Below are 21617 nucleotides of genomic sequence, written 5' to 3' on the forward strand. Positions count from 1 at the left end.
AGACGGTGTCTCGGGAAACTATTAATAATCAGGGCTTCTCTCCCGCCCCGTTAACGCGCATCCTTTTGCCGTTTCATATGCTTATAAGCGCAGGAGGCGCAACAGACCGCCTGCGCCCCATTTGTGCTTTTATGATTAAGGATGATATCCCCATGAGGCTCTCCACCGCGATTCTCGCCCTCAGCTGTGCCCTGGTAACGATCACCGGCTGCACCTCGTCAAAATCGTCACCGGAACGCCACGCCTATGCGTTCGTCGCCCACCGCTCCGATTTTGTCGGCGGCAACTTCACCGTCAACCGTCAGGAAAATTACCGTTTAAACCTGCCGACCTTCACGGCGATGTACGCCCGCGGCCAGCAGGATAAAGCCGCTGGCATGAGCGAAAGCGACGCCCGCCGCACCGCCGAGGCCATCAAACAACAGGCGGCGCAGGGCACCCGCACCGAGCACGCCTTTACCGGCAACGCCAGCGACAAATGGGATAATGCGATGGAAAATAAAGATGCCGTCCTGTTCGGCAATGAGCTCTCCGGGGCCTATCTCGACGGCTATCTTGGGGTGAAATAACCCGGCGGCGCGCGTCCTGCGCCCCGCCAGAATTCAGCGTTCGACGCTCACCCAGCGCTGCTGCTGATGGCTTTTGACGATCGCCTCGATGATGTACATCACATCGGCGCCGTCGTCGAAAGCGGCGAAGCGCCGGGCCCCGGCCTCCGGCATCTTCCCGGCGCGCACCGCCTGATAAAAATGGCCCATCATATTCTTAAAGGCGTCCGGCCAGCCCTCAATATGGCCGCCGGGGTAATGGGCGCTGTCAGCGATCTCCGGCCGCAGCAGGCTGGGGTCGTCGCTGAGCCGCCGATCCGGCTGCTCGCGGTGGCCAATCCACAGCCGCTGGGGCACTTCCTGATCCCAGGCCAGAGAACAGCGGCTGCCGTTAATCTCCACCGCCAGACGGTTTTTCCGCCCGGCGCTCACCTGAGAGACCATAAAGCTGCCTTTGCTGCCATCGTCAAAACGCAACAGCACCGAGCCAAAGTCTTCGGTATCGACAGGCCGGGTTTCATATCCCTGCGCCTCGTGAACGGCGCTGAAGGTCGCTTTGCCATTCACTGGCGCTTTACGCGTCGGCCAGACGATAGACAGATCCGCCATCACCTCGACAATCCGCCGACCGGTCATAAACTGCACGGTATCGCACCAGTGGGAGCCGATGTCGGCCACCGTTCGCGACGCGCCGCCCTGCGCCGCATCAACCCGCCAGTTGTAGTCGGTCTCCAGCAGCATCCAGTCCTGTAAATAGCCGCCGTGCGCCGCGAAGATTCTGCCGACATCGCCATGGCGGATCATCGCCGCCGCCTGCTGGACCATGGCGAACTGGCGATAGACGAAGCTGACGCCGTGCACCACGCCGGCCCGGGCGGCAAGCGTCACCAGCTCCCGCGCCTCCTCCGCCGTCATACACAGCGGTTTTTCGGAGAAGACGTGCAGCCCGGCGGCGAGGATCTGCCGGTTAATCTGGGCATGCAGATGGTTCGGCGTACAGTTATGCACCACCTGCAGCCCCGGATGGGCCAGCAGCGCCTCCACGCTGTCGTAGGCATGGGCAATATTCAGCGCACGCGCCTTGCGCTGCGCCGCCTCAAGGCTGCTGTCGCACAGCGCCACCACCTCGATATCCCCCAGCCGCCGCAGCGCCTCCAGATGCGCCGGACCAATAAACCCTGCCCCAATAATCGCGACCTGAATCATATTATTCCCTCCCGCCAGCGGCAAAGTCATCGAAGGCCCGCCCGGCAACGGGAATGATATGGCGACGAATAAACTCGCTGCCCTCGCGCGCGCCGGTCTCAGCGTCCTTCAGGCAGCACTCCCACTCCAGCACCGCCCAGCCGTCAAAATCATATTCGGTCAGCTTACTGAACACCCCTTTAAAGTCGATCTGCCCGTCGCCGGGAGAGCGGAAACGGCCAGCCCGCTGCTGCCAGGGCTGATAGCCGCCGTAGACGCCATTGCGCCCGTTGCGGCGAAATTCGGCGTCCTTGACGTGAAACGCTTTAATACGCGAATGATAGATATCGATATAGGTCAGGTAGTCCATCTGCTGCAGATGCAGGTGGCTCGGGTCATAGAGCATATTGCAGCGCGGATGGTTATCCACCCGCGCGAGAAAACGCTCAAAGGTCACGCCATCATGCAGGTCTTCGCCGGGGTGGATCTCATAGCAGACATCAACGCCCTGCTCGTCGAAGAGGTCCAGCAGCGGCCGCCAGCGCCGGGCCAGCTCGGCAAAGGCCTCATCCAGAAGCGGCTGATTATGCGGCGGCCATGGATAAAAAAAGGGCCATGCCAGCGCCCCGGAAAAGGTCGCATGGGCCTTCAGCCCCAGGCGACCGGAGGCCACCGCCGCCTGCTTGACCTTCTCCACCGCCCAGCGCTGGCGCGCCTGCGGATCGCCATGCAGCGCCGCCGGAGCAAAGGCGTCAAACGCCGCGTCATACGCCGGATGCACCGCCACCAGCTGTCCTTCAAGGTGGGTGGACAGCTCGCTGATCGCCAGCCCATGCTCCGCCAGGACACCGCTGACCTCGTCGCAGTAGGTCTGGCTCGCCGCCGCCCGCTCGACATCGAAAATCGCCGGGTGGTTGCAGGGGATCTGCAATGCCTTGTACCCCTGGCCGGCGGCCCACTGCGCCACCCCCTCCAGCGTGTTGAACGGCGCCTGCGGGCCGATAAACTGCGCCAGAAAAATGCCCGGTCCCTTAATCGTTTTCATACCCCCTCCTGAAAAATTAGTGCGGCTCTTTCTCGTTGTACTGGAAAGAGAAAAGGAAAATCAGCGCGATAACCGCGGCGGCCACCGCCGGGATCCACCAGAAGGTCACCCAGGCCTGCGGCACGCTCTGCCCGGCCACCAGATGGTTATACAGCGCGCCGGAGATCTGCGAGCCCAGCAGCATGCCGATCCCGTAGGTGAACATCACAATCATGCTCTGCGCCTGGCCTTTGACCTTCTCGCCCGCCACGCGGTCGGTGTAGATAAAGCCGACGACAAAGAAAAAGTCATAGCACACGCCGTGCAGCAAAATGCCGAGATAGAGCAGGAAGCGCCCCTCTTCGCTGACGCCGAGGGCGAAAAAGGCATAGCGCACAAACCACGCCGCCATGCCGATAAGCAGCATGTATTTCACCCCGAGGCGACGGAACAGCAGCGGGATCACAAGCATAAAGACGATCTCTGACATCTGGCCGAAGGACATCGCGGTGCTGACATCCTTAACGCCGGCATCCGCCAGATACGACGCGGTATAGGCGTAATAGGTACCTAACGGCACGGAAATTAAGGTGGCGCAGAGGGAGAAAATCAGGAAATGGCGCGTTTTCAGCAGCGCGAAGGCGTCCGCGCACAGCAGATCGCGAAACTGAACCGGCATGCCTTTGGCCGGCGCCGGGGTGTGGGGCAGCGTCAGGCTGTAGATCGCCAGCGCCACCGAACAGAGCGCCGCCAGGGTGAAGATGCCGGTGGTGTCAGAGATGCCGGTCACCCCGATGCAGATCCCGGCGATAATCCAGCCGATGGTGCCGAACACGCGGACCACCGGGAAGGTTTTATCGACGTTAGCCAGGCTGTGGAAGGCGATATTGTTGGTCAGCGCCAGGGTCGGCATGTAGCACAGCGTATAGCCGAACAGCAGGCCAATCAGCAGCGCGCCGTTCTGCGCCACCAGCGCCTGGGGGACAAACCACAGGATCGCCGCCCCGGCCAGGTGCATCACCGCCATCACCTTCTGCGAGGCGAAAAAGCGATCCACCAGCATCCCCAGCACAAAGGGAGACAGGATGGAGGCGATCGGCCCGGCGGAGAACGCATCGCCGATCAGCAATGACATCTCATAGCGGGTCATGACCAGCCCCAGGGTCACCGACCAGCTGCCCCAGATAAAGAACTGCATAAACATCATTAACGACAGCCGCGGCACCAGAAAACGGTGGCTCACGCGGACACTTTCCCGACCTTCTGTTGTTGTGACCATGTTGCTCGCCCTCAGAAAAGTAATCGATTACAAAATCGCTCAACACAAAAGTAATCGATTACAAAAAGAAGATCGCCAGGCAAATGCGCCACCTGCGAAGAGGATCACAATAAAAAGGCAGGCAGCCCCGCCGGACGGCGGGGCATCTCGCTTACGCCGGGCGGCGCAGCAGTTTGAAGGCGATAAACAGGAACAGGATCCACACCGGCAGCAGGATCGCCGACAGGCGCATCCCGTCGATCGTGCACATCAGCGCCAGAATCAGCCCAAGGAAAGCAATGCAGAAGTAGTTGCTGGCGGGCGCCAGCAGCGCTTTAAACTTCGACTCACGCCCTTTGCGGCGCTGGGCGGCGCGGAACTTCAGGTGCGCCATGCAGATCATGATCCAGTTCAGCAGCAGCGTCGCCACCACCAGGGCCATCAGCAGTCCCAGCGCTTCATGCGGCAGCAGGTAGTTCAGCACCACCACCAGCGAGGTGATAATCCCCGAGAGCAACAGAGAGTTCACCGGCACGCCGCGCTTGCTGACGCGGGCGAGGAACGTCGGCGCATTGCCCTGCACCGACAGGCCGAACAGCATCCGGCTGTTGGAGTACACGCCGCTGTTATAGACCGACAGCGAAGCCACCAGAATGACGAAGTTCAGCGCGGACGCCACCAGGTTGCTGTCGAGATGATGGAAAATCATCACAAACGGGCTGCTGTCGGATTTGATCTCCACCCACGGGTAGAGCGCCAGCAGCACCACCAGCGAACCGATATAAAACAGCAGGATACGATAAACCACCTGGTTGACCGCTTTCGGAATGCTCTTTTCCGGATTTTGCGCTTCCGCGGCGGTGATGCCGATAAGCTCCAGCCCGCCGAAGGAGAACATGATCACCGCCAGCGACAGGATAAGACCGTGCCAACCGGTGGCGAAGAAACCGCCGTGCTTCCACAGGTTGTCGAAACCCGCCTTGCTGCCGCCGTGGCCGCCAAACAGCATCCACAGGCCAAAGGCAATCATGCCGATAATCGCCAGCACTTTTATCAGCGCGAACCAGAACTCCGCTTCGCCATACAGACGCACGTTGACCAGGTTGACGGCGTTAATAATGAGGAAGAAGGCCGCCGCCCAGATCCAGGTCGGAACGTCGGGCAGCCAGTACTGCATGTAGATCCCGGCGGCGGTCAGCTCCGCCATTCCCACCAGCACGAACATCACCCAGTAGTTCCAGCCGGACAGGAAGCCGGCGAACGGGCCCCAGTATTTGTAGGCAAAGTGGGCAAAGGAACCGGATACCGGCTCTTCCACCACCATCTCGCCCAGTTGGCGCATGATCAGAAAAGCGACAATCCCGGCCACCGCGTAGCCCAGCAAGACCGCCGGGCCAGCCATTTGAATCGCCGGACCAATGCCGAGAAACAGGCCGGTGCCAATCGCGCCGCCAAGGGCGATAAGTTGAATGTGTCGGTTCTGTAAACCGCGATGAAGCGTCGGGCCGCTCTCTTCTACGGCATCCGACGACGTTGACGCGTCTTTCACGTCGTTCCCCTGTGTGTTTTTGCGAAGGGGCACCTTTTATCACTTAGGGGAAGATGTCGCAAGTTGCGCGGGGCGAGCGTCAGCCGCCCGTCCCCGCGTTTTACCCTCAGAAGTCGTAGCTCATCGAGACGCGAACGGTACGCGGATCGCCTTCAAACAGGTAGGTACCGGTATCGTCGATGCCGGACCAGTATTTCTCGTTGGTCACGTTGGTCACCCCGACGCGCCAGGTCATTTCGTTCTGGTCGGCGTTCAGACGCATACGATAGCGCAGGCCTAAATCCAGGGTGGTGTAGCTATCCAGCTTTTTGGTGTTGGCCGCATCGGCATACTGCGAACCGCTATGATTGACACGCGCGGTCGCGGTCAGGCCTTCCACCGGCTTGATGTCATACTCGGCGCCGAGCACCGCGTAGAAGTTTGCCACCCCGACGGCATCTTTACCGTCGGTTGCGCCTTCAGCGGTTTTAGTCTGTTTTGCATCCAGCCAGACGGTGCTGGCGTTAAGACGCAGTCCCAGCATCGGCTCGCCAAAGACGTTCATCTCTACGCCGCGGTTACGCTGCTCGCCGTCGAGGCCGTAATTGCCAGCGGTATCGGAAATGGCGTTCGGTTTTTTGATTTCAAACAGCGCCAGCGATCCGCCGATCGTTCCGTAGTCGATCTTGACGCCCACTTCGTCCTGCTTCGAGTGCGCGATCCCGGTACTCTGCCCGGCATTGGCCGCCGTCGTCGGCGCCACAGAGCCCGGCTGCAGCGCTTCGGTATGGTTAGCATACAGCGACAGCTGCTCCCACGGCTTGTACACCAGGCCAAACGTCGGCATCCAGCGGCTTTGGGTATAACGCGAAGAAGTATCTTCCAGCCCGGTGGCGTTGCTGTAGTTGCGCACAACCACTTTCTGATGACGAGCGGCGGCGGTAAACAGCACTTTATCGTTAAAGAAGCCGAGGGTATCACTCAGCAGCCAGCCCTGCGTACGGCTGCGCGAGGTGACCAGCGGATCGTGGTAGTTGCCGCCAAAATAGGCGTTATCCGGCATCGCCACATCACGGTTGTCATAGATATTGGTGGTCGGATTCTTCGCCGACATCCGCCAGGCGGTAGCATCGGTATGCACCTGCGCCGCATAGCCGAGGTTCACCTTATGCGAAATCGCGCCGGTATTGAAATCGCCGCGTACCCCGCCCATGCCGCTGATCGCGTCAATAATGCGGTTAGTATCCAGGCGGCCCACCGTCGCATCGCCGTTTTTATTCAGAAGCTTCGGCGCGCTGTAGGTGCCAATTTCATGCGAATGCTGGCCGCCGAGGGCGCTGTATACCGTCCAGCTATCGGTCAGGTCATATTCTGCCTTCGCCATGCCGAATTCGCTTTCGATATCGCTATAACCCCACTTCTGGCTGTAGTTTTTGCTGTTGTCCGGCAGCGCCGGAACGAAATCCACGCCGCTGATATTGACGCCCATCGTACCGCCGTGGAACGTTTTCTTCTGGTAGCCGAAATCCAGCGAGGAGCGGAAACGGTCGCCGCGGTAATCAAGCCCCAGCGAAGCCAGCGTAGTACGACGTTTATCATTATCGATAGCGCCTTCACCCTCGCGGTGCACCAGGTTGACCCGGGCGCCGAACTGGTTGTTGTCGCCGAAACGGCGCCCCAGGTCGAGGGTGCCGCCCACCTGAGAATCAGAGGTATAGTCGACGCCAACGCGTGCGGTCGGCAGATCTTCCGCCCGCTTCGGCTCGAGGTTAATCATCCCGCCGACGCCGCTGCTGGCCGCGCCGTTAAGCAGGCTGTTAGCCCCTTTGAAAATTTCAACGCGCTCCAGCATCTGGGTGTCCATCACCTGACGCGGCACCACGCCCGCCAGGCCGCCCATCGTCATGTCATCGCCATCGAGCTTAAACCCGCGGATTCGATAGGTCTCGGCGAAGTTGCCGTAGCCCTGTACGGCCTGCACGCCAGCGTCGTTACTGACGACATCGGCGATAGTTTTCGCCTGCTGATCCTGAATCAGCTTCGAGGTATAGCCGATGACGTTAAACGGGACGTCCATCGCTTTTTGTTCGCCAAGCATCCCCAGACGGCCGCCGTGGGCGATCTGGCCATCGAGGAATGCCGGAACCACCAGGTCGCCGCCGGATTTAAAATCGCTGGTTTCGTTAGCCTCGACGATGAGGGTCTCTTCGCCAGGCTGCTTCGCGGCGGCAGCGTCCGCGGCCATCGCCGTTTGACTGGCGGCGCCGATGGCTAAGGCCAGCAGCGTTTTACGCAGCGGGAAGGATGAATAGTGCGTGGTGTGCATAATTTGCCCCATGGATGAGGATAAATGAATCAAAGGGCCCGTCGCCGGACCCGTTATTTTTATTGCGCGTTCAGGTCGATACGTACGACGCTGTCCGGGCCTTTAGTGGAGTGGTCTTTATTGAAGGGCTGTTTGACGGTGACAAACAGCGTCTGACCATCGGCGGAAAGCAGCAGGCTGTTGGGATTGGCCGGCAGCGCCCAGCTTTTCTTCAGCGTGTAGCGGCTGGCGTCAAGGCTGATGACCTTGCCGGATTCACGCTGTGAAATATAAATTTCGTGGCGTTTCTTATTGAACTGCACCGCCAGCGAATCGCCGACGTCGAGCTGTTTAAGCAGCTTGCCGCTGTGGATATCCAGCACCAGCGTGGTTTTCGCTTTCGAGTTGTCGGTCACGAACAGACGGCCGGTGTCGCTATCTTCGGCCATATTAAGCAGCAGCGCCGGCTTGTCGCCCAGCGGCTTCCAGCGCTGTTCAATGCGTTGGTTACGCGGGTTGATCACCAGAATTTCACCGCTGCCGTTAGCGGCGTACACGCGACCGGTTTGCGCGGAGTAGTGCAGGCCGGTCATCCATTTACCGGTATTTTTAATCCGCGTTTTCAGCTTCAGGGTAGTGGCGTCAACCACCCAGATTTGCGCCGGGTCGGCGACCGCGCCAACGTAGAGAGTATTATTCAGCAACAGCAGCTGACGGGCCCCATAAGGGCGACCTTTTTCATTGCGCTCGCTGAACAGCAGGCGGTTTTTGACCTTGCCGGTAGCGGTGTCGATAGCGCTGATGCCGCCGTCCAGCGAATTGCTGACATAAAGCGTTTTACCATCCGCAGAGAGCTGTAAAGCGAAGTTTTTCAGATCGGTATGCGTCAGGCCGATGGTGTTGAGGGTGTGCGGATCCAGTGTGTAGACCGCCCCACCCTGCACATGTTTAAAGCCTTCGGCGCTGGCGACGTACAGCGCATCACCCTGCGGGCTTAGCGCCATCTCGTACAGCCCTTCCGCTAGCTGGCGCTGCAGTGGTTGCGCCACGTTAGGGGCTGGAGAGTCGATAACCGGTTGGGAAACGGCAGAGGAAGGATGCGTCGCGCAGCCGCTTAACGCCGCGCTGATGGCCAGCGTCAACGCCGGAAGTGTGTATTTCATTGGATCAACCCTATAAAAAATCAATGACCCGATGGACGCGCAGCGGCCGATATTGTGTGTTTCCAGCCTGCTGTCTTTACGTCACCCTACGCCTTCGCGACTCTTTGTGAACGACTCACTGGCGCAGCTCGAACCTTGCCTGATATGCAAATAAAAAAGAGAATGAGAACTATACGCATTATCTAGTGTCAGGCAAGCCCTGGCGGGCAAAAAAGATAATCTGCTGATTTTTTTACGGCAATGGCGGATTAGGAGGGGAAGAAAGGATCCGTGACGGGAAAAGCGTCCCGGAAGCGATGCCGTGCACCGCCCGGGTTGCAGGCCAGAAGGCACACAATGTGTTGCCTATCTGGCGCAAAGCGACACATGACAGCGCTATGTCGCTGAACGGCGATTAATAGCGCACCATCACCGACTTCAGCTCCGTATAATCATCGATAAACGCGCTGCCGAATTCGCGCCCGATGCCCGAGCCCTTCATGCCGCCGAACGGCACCGCCGGGTCGAGGAAGGTATGCATATTGACCCACACGATGCCGGCGTCTATCGCCTCCGAGTAGCGCAGCGCCAGGCGAATATTATCCGACCAGACGCTGGCCGCCAGGCCATACGGCGAGGCATTCATCCGCGCCAGCGCCTCGTCTTCACTGTGATAGCCGATAAAGCTGCACACCGGGCCGAAGGTCTCCTCGCGCATCAGGGTGCTCTCTTCACTGCGGACTTTAACCGCGGTCGGCTGCAGGAAATAGCCCTCCCCCGGCAGGGCTTCGCCGCCGCAGACGATGGTATCGCCCTCGTCGCGTGCGGTCTGAATGAGCCGCAATACTTTTTCATGCTGCTGGCGGTTGGCCAGCGGCCCCATCAGCGTGCGCTCATCCAGCGGCGATCCCGGCGCGAAGGCGCTGAGTCTTTCTTTCAGCAGCGCCAGCACCGCATCCAGTTTGCCCTGCGGCAGATAAAAGCGCTCCGCGGCGGCGCAAATCTGCCCCTGGTTCAGGTAGCCGGCTTCAAGAATGCCGTTGACCATCGCCTCCGGCGTCAGGTCATCGAGGAACAGCGCGGCGTTTTTGCCCCCCAGCTCAAGGGTCACCCGTTTACCGAAAGCGCCAGCCGACTGCTGGACTTTTTCGCCGGTAGCCACCGAGCCGGTGAAGCTCACCTTGGCGCAGGCCGGATGGGTAATCAGCCGCTGAGCAATCTCGCCGCCGGCGCCGTTGACCACGTTAATCACTCCGTCCGGAATACCCACCGCTTTCGCCAGCTCCGCCACGCGCAGCAGCGTCAGCGGCGTATACTCGCTCGGCTTGAGGACGATGGTGCAGCCGCAGACCAGGGCCGCCGCCAGCTTCCAGATGGCAATCATGATGGAGAAGTTCCACGGCACGATGCCAACCACCACCCCCAGCGGCTGGCGGCGGGTAAAGGCGGTATATTTCTCCCCGGCCATCGATGGCAGCGAGACATCCAGCGTTTCACCGGTGACTTTCCCCGCCCAGCCGGCGAAGTAGCGCAGGAACGCCACCGACTGGTCCAGCTCGAGCATCCGCGCCAGCGTGATAGTTTTGCCAGAACAGAGACTTTCCAGCTGCGCCAGCGCTTCGCGATGCTCAGCCAGGGCATCCGCCAGCTTCAGCAGCAAGGTTCCGCGCGCCAGCGTCGGCATTTCGCGCCACTGACTAAACGCCTGGCGGGCGCTCTCTACCGCGCGGTCCGCCTGGTCGCTATCCGCCGCGGTGACCTCAGCGATCGCCCGCCCGGTGGCCGGGTTGATCACCGCAAACGGCGCGCCGCGGCCCGCCTCTCGCTCACCGGCGATAAACTGCCCGTGCGGCTGGCGTAAAAAGGCGGTCACTTCCGCCAGTAAGGTTATCTCGCTCATCGTCAGCACCCGTTTTTCAGCAAAGTTAACCCATCACAGCACGGCTTCCCGCCGCAGCCTATCGTTCTAAAGAACGTCATTCTTCCGGACGATATTCAACGCCCGCGCGGCGTGCTGTGATGAGGAACTTGAGCGAGGCAAGACCACAGGGTAACGCGATGAACATCAAAATCGATGCGCTGAACTACTACGGCGCGACGAAGAAATACCACCTCCATTTTCCGGCGCTGCGGGAAGATATTGAAGCCGACGTGGTGATTATCGGCGGCGGCTTCTCCGGCATTAACACCGCCCTTGAGCTGGCGGAACAGGGCATCACCAACGTGGTGGTGCTGGAAGCGCGCCATCTCGGCTACGGCGGCACCGGGCGCAACGGCGGCCAGGTGATGGCCGGTATCGGTCACGATATCGAAGCGGTAAAAAAGCACGTCGGCAAAGAGGGGCTGGAGACGCTGTTTAAAATCGCCAACCTCGGCGCAGGCATCATTCGCGAGCGCATCCGCAAATACAACATCGACGCCGATTTCGTCCCCGGCTACGGCTACCTCGCCTATAACCAGCGGCAGCTCAAAACGCTGCGCCAGTGGGAGAAAGAGTTTAAGGCCGCCACCCCGGATGAAGATATCGAACTGTATACCGGGAAAGAGGTGCAGCAGGTGGTCGGCTCCGAGGTCTACTGCGGCGCGCTGAAACATATGGGCGGCGGGCAGATCCATTCGCTCAATATGCTCCTCGGCTCGGCGCAGGCCGCCCATTCGCTGGGGGTGAAGATCTTCGAATCCTCGCCGGTGGTGGAGGTGAATTACGGCAAACAGGTGCGGGTACGGACCGCGATGGGCAGCGTCAAAGCCGCCAAGCTGCTGTGGGCCTGCGACAGCTTCCTCAACAATATGGAGCCGGAGATCTACAACAAAACGCTGGTCACCTACTCCTACCAGGTATCGACCGAGCCGCTCTCCGATGAACTGATCGAGCGCATCAGCCCGCTGCGCGGCGCCTTCAGCGATATTCGCCCGGTGATTAATTATTACCGCGTCACCCGGGAAAACCGCCTGCTGTTCGGCAGCGCCACCCGCTTTGTGGAGTATACGCCGAACGATTTCGCCGCCTGGAACCGCACCCTGCTGGCGGAGGTCTTCCCCTATTTGAAGGATGTGAAGATCGATTTCGCCTGGGGCGGGCCGATGGCCTGTAGCGCCAACCTGTTCCCGCAGATCGGCACCCTACGCGATCACAACAACGTCTTTTACGTCCAGGGGTACTCCGGCTTCGGCGTCACCCCGTCGCACATCGTGTGCAAAATCCTCGCCGAAGGGATCAACGGCGGTTCCGACCGCTATCGTCTGCTGAGCAGCATCCCCCACGCGACCATCCACGGCCGTGACAGCCTGCGCTTGCTATTAGTCACCGCCGGAAAACTGATGCATCAAACCGCCGGTTTCTGGAAAGGCCGGAGTTAACCAGGAGAACGCTATGCACGCTTTTAAACTTAAACACCCGGTGCCCGACCTGCAGCCAATCGGCAGCGTCAGCCTGCTCGGCGCGACGCCGACCGCCGGCGACCCGCAGGTGGCCGGGGCGATGATCTACGGCGAGCCGCAGGATGCCTTTACCTGCGGACTGTTTTCGTCCACTGAGGGGAGCTTTACCATGACCTATCCGTTTACCGAACACGCCACCGTGCTGGAAGGCGAAGTGGAGCTGACCGTCGCCGGCGGCGAGCCGCAGCGCTTTGCGCCGGGCGACAGCTGGTTTGTTAAACAGGGTACCGAAGTGGAGTGGAAAATCCTGACGCCGCGCTTTGTGAAGCACTACCTGGCGAACGTCGAGACGCGCTAACGCGCTGCGCTTGCCCGGGCCGGGGGGACGAATGCCGTCGCCAGGCCGGGTCAGGCGCCAGCCGCCACCCGGCAGAAACAGGCGCAATGTGGCAAGACGGATGGCCCCGGTTTTCGGGGTCATGTTGTTTATCCACCCTCACATTCATCGACGGCGTCACAGAATCATGCGCCGCCCTCCACCTTCCGGACGATATTCGTTGAGCAGGATGCCCGCCTAAATTATGACTATCCGGGAGTGGCGCTGGCTATTCCCTGCCCTCCCCCACTATTGTGCAGAGGTTGACTATGTTTAGTAACAGACTTGCCAGCCATCTTGAGCGCGGGGTCGTCGGCTTCCCGACCACTCTCGCCAGCTCCGTCGGGCTGATTATGGCCAGCCCGGTGATCCTGACGGTGACCAGCGGCTTCGGCATGGGCGGTGATACCTTCGCGCTGGCGGTGCTGCTGGCCTTTATTATGATGCAGGCGCAGGTCACCACCTTTGCCGAGGCGGCGACGCTCATTCCCACCACCGGTTCGGTGTACGACTATATCTCCTGCGGCATGGGACGCTTCTTCGCCATCACCGGCGCGCTGTGCGCCTATCTGATCGTGCATATTTTCGCCGGGACGGCGGAGACGATCCTGGCCGGCATTATGGCGCTGGTGAACTTCGAATCGATCAACGCCCAGATGGCCGCTCACCAGAACACCTGGATGGTGGGCGTCGGCATGGTGGTGGTTTTCGGCCTGTTGAACGCCATCGGCGTGGAAATCTTCGGCAAGGTCGAAGTGGTGCTGACCTTCGGCATGTGGACCACGCTGACCATTTTCGGCCTGTGCGGCATTTTTATGGCGCCGGTCACCCATCTTTCCGGCTGGTTCGGCACGCCGCTGAACGTCAGCGATATCCATGGCCTGTTCGGCTATATCGGCATGGCGATGTTTATGTTCGTCGGTTGCGAACTGGTGACGCCGATGGCGCCGGAGATCAAACAGGCTCACCGTACCATTCCGCGGGCGATGGCGCTGGGCCTGCTGGGGGTCGCCAGCTGCATGTTTATCTACGGGGCGGCGATCAACCGCCAGGTGGAGAACACCGTGCTCGACGCGGCCAACAACGTCCATCTGCTGGATACGCCGATGGCGATCCCGGCCTTTGCCGAGCGGGTGATGGGCCACGCCGGCCAGTACTGGCTGGGGGTCGGGCTGCTGCTGGCGGGCTGCGCCACCATCAATACGCTGATGGCCGCGGTACCGCGCATTATTTACGGTATGGCGCTGGACGGCGCGCTGCCCCGCTTCCTGACCTGGCTGCATCCGCGCTTTAAAACGCCGGTGATCGCCATCGCCATCGGGGTGGCGATCCCCTGCCTGCACGCCTGGTATCTGAACGGCGATCTGGACCGCATCGTGCCGCTGATCCTCGCCGCGGTCTGCGCCTGGGGCGTCGCCTATCTGCTGGTTACTCTGTCGGTGGTGATGCTGCGTATTCGCCGCCCGGACCTGCCGCGCGCCTACCGCTCGCCGTGGTTCCCGCTGCCGCAGATTATCTCCAGCGTCGGAATTATCATCGCTATCGTCAATATCACCCCGCCGGGGATGGACAGCCGCCAGGTGCTGGTGCCGTTCGGCATTATGCTCGGCCTGACCGCCGCCTACGCCCTGTTCTGGACGGTGTGCGTACAGCGCGTCAATCCGTTCAAGCCGCTGGTGGTGGAAGAGGTGGTCGACCGCGCCATCAGCAACTACGAAAAACAGACCCGCGGGGAGATGACGCCAGATGTCCTCCGTCCCCTGGTTTGAGACGCCGTTAATGAACGCGGTGCAGCGCGATCTGGCCGGCTGGCCCTGCGAAAAACTGAGCGAGCGCAGCGCGCTGCTGCGATTGAACGACGCCACCGCCGTCACCTTCAGCGTGCGTCAGAAGCGGCTGTTTATGGCCAGCATTCACAGTTGCGAATTTGTCGTCGCAGGACCGGTCACCCGGCCCGTGCGCGGTCACATTCGCGCCCATCAATCCGGCTGGTGGAAACGCCAGCCGATCCGCTTTATCGGCGGCAAAGGCAGCGAGGAACTCGCCGGCTATCTCAACGGGTTTCCTAATCTCCAGCAGACCCTAAGCGAGCTGGACTACCGCCGCTTTTCGTTGACCTTTGACGGTAACGGCTGGCGCTGCAGTATTGAACCCTGGGCCGCCAGCGAAGTGGTCTGTAAAATGCCGCCGCTGCGCCGCTATCTGCGGCTGGAAGCGCAGCAGCGGATGCTGCTGCTCAGCGTGCTGGCGATGATCGATCAGGCAGTCAGTCAGTGGATGCGCGGTGAAATCGTAGATGAGAAAGCATTTTCTTCCCCGCCATCACAGCGGGGAAGCTGAGCCGGTTTACTGCAGGCCAAACCGTTGCGCCAGCCGATCGATGGCCTGCCTCTGGAACTGCGCAAACTCCGCCCGCGGCTGCTGCTGAATAAAGTCCAGCAGCGGATCCTGGACCGCGGTGCGAATGCCGCTCAGGGCTTCCATCACCGCCAGGCCGCAGAACGGCACGTAGGATTCGGCGTAGCCGCCCTCGTGCACCATCACCAGTTTCCCGCCGCACAGACGATCCGCCGCCTGCTGCACCAGCCCGGTCATCGCCCGGAAGCTGTCGCTGTGCAGCTGCATCCGCGCCAGCGGGTCCATGGCGTTGGCATCATAGCCGCAGGCGATAATAATCAGCTCCGGCTCAAAGCGCGCCAGCGCCGGAATAACGATGGTTTCCAGCGCATAGCGCCAGCTGTCGTCCCCCGCCCCGGCCAGCAGCGGAATATTGATGTTGTAACCTTCGCCCGCGCCCGCGCCGCGATCGTCCTCACCGGCATATCCGGGTGGGAAGCAACCGTCCTGATGCAAGGAGATGGTCAGCACGTCGTCGCGCTGCAGGTAGATATGCTGGGTGCCGTTGCCGTGATGAACGTCCCAGTCAATGATCGCCACCTTGCCGAGCCCCAGCAGCGCTTTCGCCCGCTCGACGGCAATCGGAATATTGGCGAGGAAACAGAAGCCCATCGACTGGTCCGGCAGGCAGTGGTGTCCGGGCGGCCGCGACAGCGAATAGGCATTATCCAGCTCGCCCTTCAGCACCGCTTCCACCGCCGCGCAGGCCAGTCCGGCGGAGAGACAGGCGATTTCATAACTGCCCGGCCCCAACGGCGCCTCTTTGCCCAGCATGCCGCCGCCGTTATCGCTTATCGCCTTGAAGCGCTCAAGATAGCTGTCGGGATGGATCCGCCGCAGGTCCGCAAGGCTTGCCGGCGCCGCGCTGCGCAGCGCCAGCTGCGGCGTCAGCCCGGAGACGTCCATCAGGTTTTTCATCCGCCGTTTGGTCTCCGGCGATTCGGCATGACCGCCGCCGGCGGGCGGTTGCACCCACCCGCCCACCGGCAGCGTCACCGCGTGCAGACCAGTACTGTGCCAGAAACAACGTTCATCAAAGAAGAAACCGGTTTTTCTTTTCACTCTATCCTCCCGTTGGCTAAGCCTTTGCCGGCGGCCGACGCCGCCGCAATCAAAATCAGTGACAGCAGTGCGCAGCCCCCTGCCGCCAGCAGCAGCGGATCGGCGCTGGCAAAATGCTGCAGTAAAGCCCCGGCTAATGCCGGACCGGCCGCCATGCCGCCGCCGATCACCAGATTAATGCTGTTCATCAGCCGGCCGTTGTTATCGAGCCCGGCGACGCGGGCGAGAATAAAAGGCAGCACGAAGGTCCAGGTGAACTTAAACAGCAGCGCCGCGATGGCGTAGCGCGCCAGCAGCGGCTGGCCGATCAGCAGCCCGACGCTGAGGATCAGCAGGCCGTAGCCCAGCCACACCGGCAAACGATCGGCCCGCCGGGTGCCGCGCAGGGCCGCGCCCCCCGCGCCGATAATGCCGCAGACCGTCGCCGCCGCCAGCACCAGGCCGACCTGCGTCGGGCTCAGGCCCGCCGCCGCGCCGAGGGTGCCGATAAAAGTCCACACCGCGCTAAGGCTGATATAGAAGGTCAGCACCGCGAGGACCGCCAGCGCCTGACGCCACAGCGCCGTCGGCGGCTGCTGTCGCGAGACGGACAACGGTTGAAAGCGCGGTGGGAAAGCCGACACCAGCGGCAGGCAGCAGAGCATAATGGCGGCGAGGATCAGATAGACCACCTTGAGGCCAAAGCTGGCAAACAGCCCGGGCAGCACCAGCAGGCCAAGCATCCCCAGCAGCAGTTGCCCAAGCACCCAGAAGGCGTAGACTCGCGACGGGTTCGAGGTTCCCGCCGCGCAGCTGATGCACAGAATCATCAGCGTGCCGCCGGCCAGCGAGGCGAGAAAGCGCACCGCCAGCAGCGTCTCATACTGGGTCACCGCCGCCGAGGCGAGATTGGCTGTCAGAAACACAACCCCGGCCGTCAGGGCGACCCGCCGCCAGTCGAGGCGACTCATCCACCACCACGCCGGCAGCGTCGCCAGGCTCATCGCCCCCAGTTCCGCCGAGAACAACCAGCCGATCTGGCCGGGTTTTAGCTGCCATTCGCTGGCCAGCTGCGCCGCCACCGCCGGCGCGGTCATCAGAATACCCGGCGCAATTGCGGCGAAAATCACAATCGCCGCCAGCAAACGCAGGGACACGACCAGCCCGGCGGGCCGGGAAAGCGCATGTTCAGTGAGAGGGGTACTTGACATCGTAGGGCGTGCTCCGGTCAAAAAAGCCTCCCCCCGGAGGGGTCTCCAGGGAGTGATACCCACAGGCATCAGGAAAACGCCGTGCTGCCACGGCGCGCGCGGGATGCGATAGTCAGATCACAGATGCAGCGTACGCTGAGCGGCCGGCATCCAGGTTCGGGAAACGAGTTCAGTACGATTGACCACTTCGGTCTTGGCGAAAATATTGCGCAGGTGCGTTTTCACCGTCGAGAGCGAGATATCCAGCCGGCGGGCAATCAGCTTATTGCTGGCCCCTTCGCGCACCATGCCGACGATTTCCCGCTCTTTGGCCGTCAGGATGGCGGGCAGGTCATCTTCGTCCTGCAGGCAGTCGCGGATCGCCAGCTCCACCAGCGGCAGCACCGCCTGGGCCCGATGACGCTCTTCGCTGGAGAAAGGCACGTCGCGCATCAGCGAGATACCGGCGACGATCCGCCGCTCGCGGCGAATAAAGATCTCGGTCATGTCGCGCACATTATTCGGCAACATAAATTCATGATAATAATGCCGGTTGCGGTCGCAGAGGCGCGGCGTCATCGCCGCCATGGTGGTGTTCTGGTGGCTAAAGCGCGACGGCAGCAACGGATCCAGCGGCTGGAAGTTTTCCAGATATTGTTGGTGCGTATTATCAGAAATATTATGCAATATATAGTTTTCGGGTTTTAACCGATTATTTACTCGATAAAATACCGCCGAAGACAGTGGAATTAACTGGGAAATAGTCTGTAAACAACGGGCTATTATCGCATCATTACGGCTGGCTTTTAACAAAGCAGACATGATAGGGCCTCCCCGTCGAGGTGCTGGTACATGACACATGAATGACTACCGATTATTGAAGCATACATTTCACATTTAAGTAACACAATCATTAACATATTAACAGTGTGATAGCCGTTACAAAATTTTCAGCAATCCATTGTTATATAAAGCATTTAAAAAACACACCCGCCATGCTTTACGATAGCGGCGTTAAAACATAAACAAAAAAGATTAACACCCGGCGGACAGGCCCCTGGTGATAAAAAAACCCTATCCCGGACGCGTCTCTCTCATCCTTAAGAACGATGGATTTCTGTTTTTTTTCACTTATACCTCTAACAGGATGCAATTAATTTTCGCCGCGGCTTAATCATGTGATTACGCCTGACCCGCTGTTGCCAAAATAATATCAACAGCGCCGGTCATTAACCGAGGATAAGCCGATGCTGAATATCGCCGCCCTGCGCCAGCAGCAAATTCCGCTGGCCGCTGAGCCGCGCTCGCCGGTGCCGTTTCATATTCTGATGAAGCCGATTGGCCCCGCCTGCAATCTCGCCTGCCGCTACTGCTATTACCCACAGGATGAAACGCCGGTCAACAAGATGGACGAGGCGCGGCTGGAGCAGTTTATCCGCCGCTATATCGCCGCCCAGCCCGCCGGCGCGCGGGAAATCAACTTTGTCTGGCAGGGCGGCGAGCCGCTGCTGGCCGGCCTGAGCTTCTACAAAAAAGCGCTCGCCCTGCAGGCGCGTTATGCCCCCGACGGCGTCACCATCAGCAACAGCCTGCAGACCAACGGCACGCTGATCAACGACGCCTGGTGCCGGCTGTTTCGCGAGCATCGCTTTATTATCGGCTTGAGCCTCGAAGGCAGCGAAACGCTACAGGACCAGCATCGTCCGGATAAACGCGGCCGGGCCACCTGGCCGGCGGCGCTGCGCGGCATCGACCTTCTCCACCAGCATCAGGTGGAGTTTAACCTGCTGGTGGTGGTGCATAACGAGATGGCGGCGCACGCGGCGGCGATTTATGACCGGGTGGTCAGCCTCGGCGCGCGCTATCTGCAGTTTCAGCCGCTGATGAGCGAAGGCGCAGCGCTGCGCGAGGGCTATCAGCTGAGCGCCGATAACTGGGGGCGTTTTATGGTCGGCATCTGGCGGCAGTGGCAGAAGCGCTGCGACAAGGGGCGGGTGTTCGTCATCAATATCGAGCAGGCGTGGGCGCAGTACTTCACCCACACCAGCGGCAGCTGCGTGCACAGCGCCCGCTGCGGCAGCAATCTGGTGATGGAGCCCGACGGAGAGCTCTACGCCTGCGATCATCTGATCAACGCCGAACATCGGCTGGGCCGCCTCGATGAGCAGACGCTCGCCGCCGCGGTCGACGCCTCGGTGCAACTGCCTTTCGGTCAGCAGAAAAGCCTGCGCCGCGAATGCCAGACCTGCGCGGTCAAAATGGTCTGCCAGGGCGGCTGTCCGGCGCATCTCAACGCCGCGGGCAACAACCGCCTCTGCGGCGGCTACTACCGCTTCTTTAGCGAAATTCTTGCGCCCGTGCGCCCCTTTTCCCGCGACCTTCAAGGACTGCAAGCCTGGCGGGCCGCGTTTGTCGGGGCCGCGCATCCGGCGTAGCCCGTTGCTCTGAAGCTATCCCTTTGAAACAGGAGAATCCGTTGTGAATAAAACAGCCATGGCCGCGGCGGTCAGTGTCATCCTCGCCGGCGGCGCGCACGCCGCGCAGCAGGAGCGTCCGAACGTCATCGTCATTATCGCCGATGATATGGGCTACTCGGACATTAGCCCCTTCGGCGGCGAGATCCCCACCCCCAACCTGCAGGCGATGGCCGAGCAGGGGATGCGCATGAGCCAGTATTACACCTCGCCGATGTCGGCCCCGGCGCGCTCCATGCTGCTCACCGGCAACAGCAACCAGCAGGCCGGGATGGGCGGCATGTGGTGGTATGACAGCACTATTGGCAAGGAGGGCTACGAGCTGCGGCTGACCGACCGCGTCACCACCATGGCCGAGCGCTTTAAAGACGCGGGGTATAACACTCTGATGGCCGGCAAGTGGCACCTCGGTTTTGTTCCCGGCGCCACGCCGAAGGACCGCGGCTTTAACCACGCTTTCGCCTTTATGGGCGGCGGCACCAGCCATTTTAACGACGCTATTCCGCTGGGTACCGTTGAAGCGTTTCACACCTACTACACCCGCGACGGCGAGCGCGTCTCCCTGCCGGACGATTTCTACTCCAGCGAGGCCTACGCCCGGCAGATGAACAGCTGGATTAAAGACACACCGCAGGACCAACCGGTCTTCGCCTGGCTGGCCTTTACCGCCCCGCACGACCCGCTGCAGGCGCCTGACGAATGGATCAAGCGCTTCAAAGGCCAGTATGAGCAGGGCTACGCCGAGGTCTATCGCCAGCGTATCGCCCGCCTGAAAGCGCTGGGGATTATCCATGACAACACCCCGCTCCCGCACCTTGAGCTGGATAAAGAGTGGGACGCGCTGACCCCGGAGCAGCAGAAATATACCGCGAAAGTGATGCAGGTCTACGCGGCGATGATCGCCAATATGGACGCGCAGATCGGCACCCTGATGGAAACGCTGAAGCAAACCGGTCGAGATAAAAACACCCTGCTGGTGTTCTTAACCGACAACGGCGCCAACCCGGCGCAGGGCTTCTACTACGAATCCACCCCGGAATTCTGGAAGCAGTTTGACAACAGCTATGACAACATTGGCCGCAAAGGCTCGTTTGTCTCCTACGGCCCGCACTGGGCCAACGTCAGCAACGCCCCTTACGCCAACTATCACAAAACCACCAGCGCTCAGGGCGGCATTAACACCGACTTTATGATCGCCGGTCCCGGGATTACCCGCCACGGTAAAATCGACGCCTCGACGATGGCGGTGTATGACGTGGCGCCGACCCTGTATGAATTCGCCGGTATCGACCCGAACAAATCGCTGGCGAAGAAGCCGGTGCTGCCGATGATCGGCGTCAGCTTTAAGCGCTATCTCACCGGCGAAGTGCAGCAGCCACCGCGCGGGAACTACGGCGTCGAGCTGCATCATCAGGCGGCGTGGGTCGATGGCGAATGGAAGCTGCGGCGGCTGGTGCCGCGGGGCTTCACCGCCGGCGACGCGCCGTGGCAGCTGTTTAATCTGCACGACGATCCGCTGGAAACTCATGACGTCGCGGCCCAACACCCCGATCGGGTCAAAGCGATGAGCGAAGCCTACGAGGCGTTCGCCAGACGCACCATGGTCACCCGGGCGCAGGGCAAAATGATCGATTACGTCGGCATCGACAGCAAGACCGGACGCTATCTGGCGGTCGACCCCGCCACCATGAAGCCGGTTCCGGCGCCGCAGGCGATCCCGGTGAGCGAGCTCCATTAACCGACCCGGCTATCGTTCTTCCGGGCGATA

The 21617-nt window shown here is 60.9% G+C and carries 17 protein-coding genes; 7 read left to right on the forward strand and 10 right to left on the reverse strand.

Going from position 1 to position 21617, the window contains the following annotated elements:
- The first annotated feature begins 152 nt into the window (after positions 1-152).
- A complete protein-coding gene (locus LGM20_RS18885; RefSeq protein WP_023288721.1) occupies positions 153-569 on the forward strand; it encodes an Exc2 family lipoprotein in 417 nt (138 codons plus the stop codon).
- A 33-nt stretch (positions 570-602) separates the two neighbouring features.
- On the opposite strand, the gene LGM20_RS18890 is transcribed toward LGM20_RS18885, so the two are convergent.
- The 7 genes from LGM20_RS18890 to LGM20_RS18920 form a co-directional block, all read right to left on the reverse strand.
- Positions 603-1754 carry a Gfo/Idh/MocA family protein gene (locus tag LGM20_RS18890; protein WP_044521461.1) on the reverse strand — a complete coding sequence of 384 codons (1152 nt, stop codon included), beginning with the start codon at positions 1752-1754 and terminating at the stop codon, positions 603-605.
- Between the two features lies 1 nt (position 1755).
- The gene (locus LGM20_RS18895; RefSeq protein ID WP_044521459.1) at positions 1756-2778 is read right to left on the reverse strand and encodes a sugar phosphate isomerase/epimerase family protein; all 1023 of its coding nucleotides are present in this window, start codon (positions 2776-2778) and stop codon (positions 1756-1758) included.
- Positions 2779-2794: 16 nt separating this feature from the next.
- Positions 2795-4000, reverse strand: coding sequence for an MFS transporter (locus tag LGM20_RS18900; protein ID WP_072096478.1), 1206 nt, complete (start codon positions 3998-4000; stop codon positions 2795-2797).
- Between the two features lie 187 nt (positions 4001-4187).
- Positions 4188-5564 carry a phenylalanine transporter gene (gene pheP, locus LGM20_RS18905; protein WP_023288717.1) on the reverse strand — a complete coding sequence of 459 codons (1377 nt, stop codon included), beginning with the start codon at positions 5562-5564 and terminating at the stop codon, positions 4188-4190.
- A gap of 106 nt (positions 5565-5670) precedes the next feature.
- Complete coding sequence (locus LGM20_RS18910) at positions 5671-7869, reverse strand: TonB-dependent receptor (RefSeq protein ID WP_044521454.1); 2199 nt, start codon at positions 7867-7869, stop codon at positions 5671-5673.
- Between the two features lie 59 nt (positions 7870-7928).
- Positions 7929-9011 carry a YncE family protein gene (locus LGM20_RS18915; RefSeq protein ID WP_044521452.1) on the reverse strand — a complete coding sequence of 361 codons (1083 nt, stop codon included), beginning with the start codon at positions 9009-9011 and terminating at the stop codon, positions 7929-7931.
- Between the two features lie 394 nt (positions 9012-9405).
- Positions 9406-10890, reverse strand: coding sequence for an aldehyde dehydrogenase family protein (locus LGM20_RS18920; protein ID WP_044521511.1), 1485 nt, complete (start codon positions 10888-10890; stop codon positions 9406-9408).
- Between the two features lie 158 nt (positions 10891-11048).
- Here LGM20_RS18920 and LGM20_RS18925 point away from each other — a divergent pair, with 158 nt between their 5' ends.
- The 4 genes from LGM20_RS18925 to LGM20_RS18940 all read left to right on the forward strand — a co-directional run bounded on the left by LGM20_RS18925 (position 11049) and on the right by LGM20_RS18940 (position 15087).
- The gene (locus LGM20_RS18925; protein ID WP_023288715.1) at positions 11049-12350 is read left to right on the forward strand and encodes an NAD(P)/FAD-dependent oxidoreductase; all 1302 of its coding nucleotides are present in this window, start codon (positions 11049-11051) and stop codon (positions 12348-12350) included.
- 13 nt (positions 12351-12363) lie between these two features.
- Positions 12364-12729, forward strand: a complete 366-nt coding sequence (locus LGM20_RS18930; protein ID WP_002892824.1) for a cupin domain-containing protein — start codon at positions 12364-12366, stop codon at positions 12727-12729.
- Positions 12730-13016: 287 nt separating this feature from the next.
- Entirely contained in the window at positions 13017-14516 is a 1500-nt protein-coding gene (locus LGM20_RS18935; protein WP_032454960.1) for an APC family permease, read from the forward strand.
- A complete protein-coding gene (locus LGM20_RS18940; protein ID WP_023288713.1) occupies positions 14494-15087 on the forward strand; it encodes a DUF3156 family protein in 594 nt (197 codons plus the stop codon). The genes LGM20_RS18935 and LGM20_RS18940 overlap by 23 nt, the downstream gene beginning before the upstream one ends.
- 6 nt (positions 15088-15093) lie before the next feature.
- Here the strand turns inward: LGM20_RS18940 and LGM20_RS18945 are convergent, their stop codons facing one another.
- The 3 genes from LGM20_RS18945 to LGM20_RS18955 all read right to left on the reverse strand — a co-directional run bounded on the left by LGM20_RS18945 (position 15094) and on the right by LGM20_RS18955 (position 18197).
- Complete coding sequence (locus tag LGM20_RS18945) at positions 15094-16206, reverse strand: class II histone deacetylase (protein WP_044521449.1); 1113 nt, start codon at positions 16204-16206, stop codon at positions 15094-15096.
- Positions 16203-17396, reverse strand: coding sequence for an MFS transporter (locus tag LGM20_RS18950; RefSeq protein ID WP_023288711.1), 1194 nt, complete (start codon positions 17394-17396; stop codon positions 16203-16205). The genes LGM20_RS18945 and LGM20_RS18950 overlap by 4 nt, the downstream gene beginning before the upstream one ends.
- 117 nt (positions 17397-17513) lie before the next feature.
- Complete coding sequence (locus LGM20_RS18955) at positions 17514-18197, reverse strand: helix-turn-helix transcriptional regulator (RefSeq protein WP_032454931.1); 684 nt, start codon at positions 18195-18197, stop codon at positions 17514-17516.
- A 425-nt stretch (positions 18198-18622) separates the two neighbouring features.
- Here LGM20_RS18955 and LGM20_RS18960 point away from each other — a divergent pair, with 425 nt between their 5' ends.
- Both LGM20_RS18960 and LGM20_RS18965 read left to right on the forward strand, forming a co-directional pair.
- The gene (locus LGM20_RS18960) at positions 18623-19810 is read left to right on the forward strand and encodes an anaerobic sulfatase maturase (RefSeq protein ID WP_044521446.1); all 1188 of its coding nucleotides are present in this window, start codon (positions 18623-18625) and stop codon (positions 19808-19810) included.
- A 43-nt stretch (positions 19811-19853) separates the two neighbouring features.
- Positions 19854-21587, forward strand: coding sequence for an arylsulfatase (locus LGM20_RS18965; RefSeq protein WP_044521443.1), 1734 nt, complete (start codon positions 19854-19856; stop codon positions 21585-21587).
- The last annotated feature ends 30 nt before the right edge of the window (positions 21588-21617 follow it).

It is taken from the genome of Klebsiella quasipneumoniae subsp. quasipneumoniae (assembly GCF_020525925.1).
Taxonomy (GTDB): domain Bacteria; phylum Pseudomonadota; class Gammaproteobacteria; order Enterobacterales; family Enterobacteriaceae; genus Klebsiella; species Klebsiella quasipneumoniae.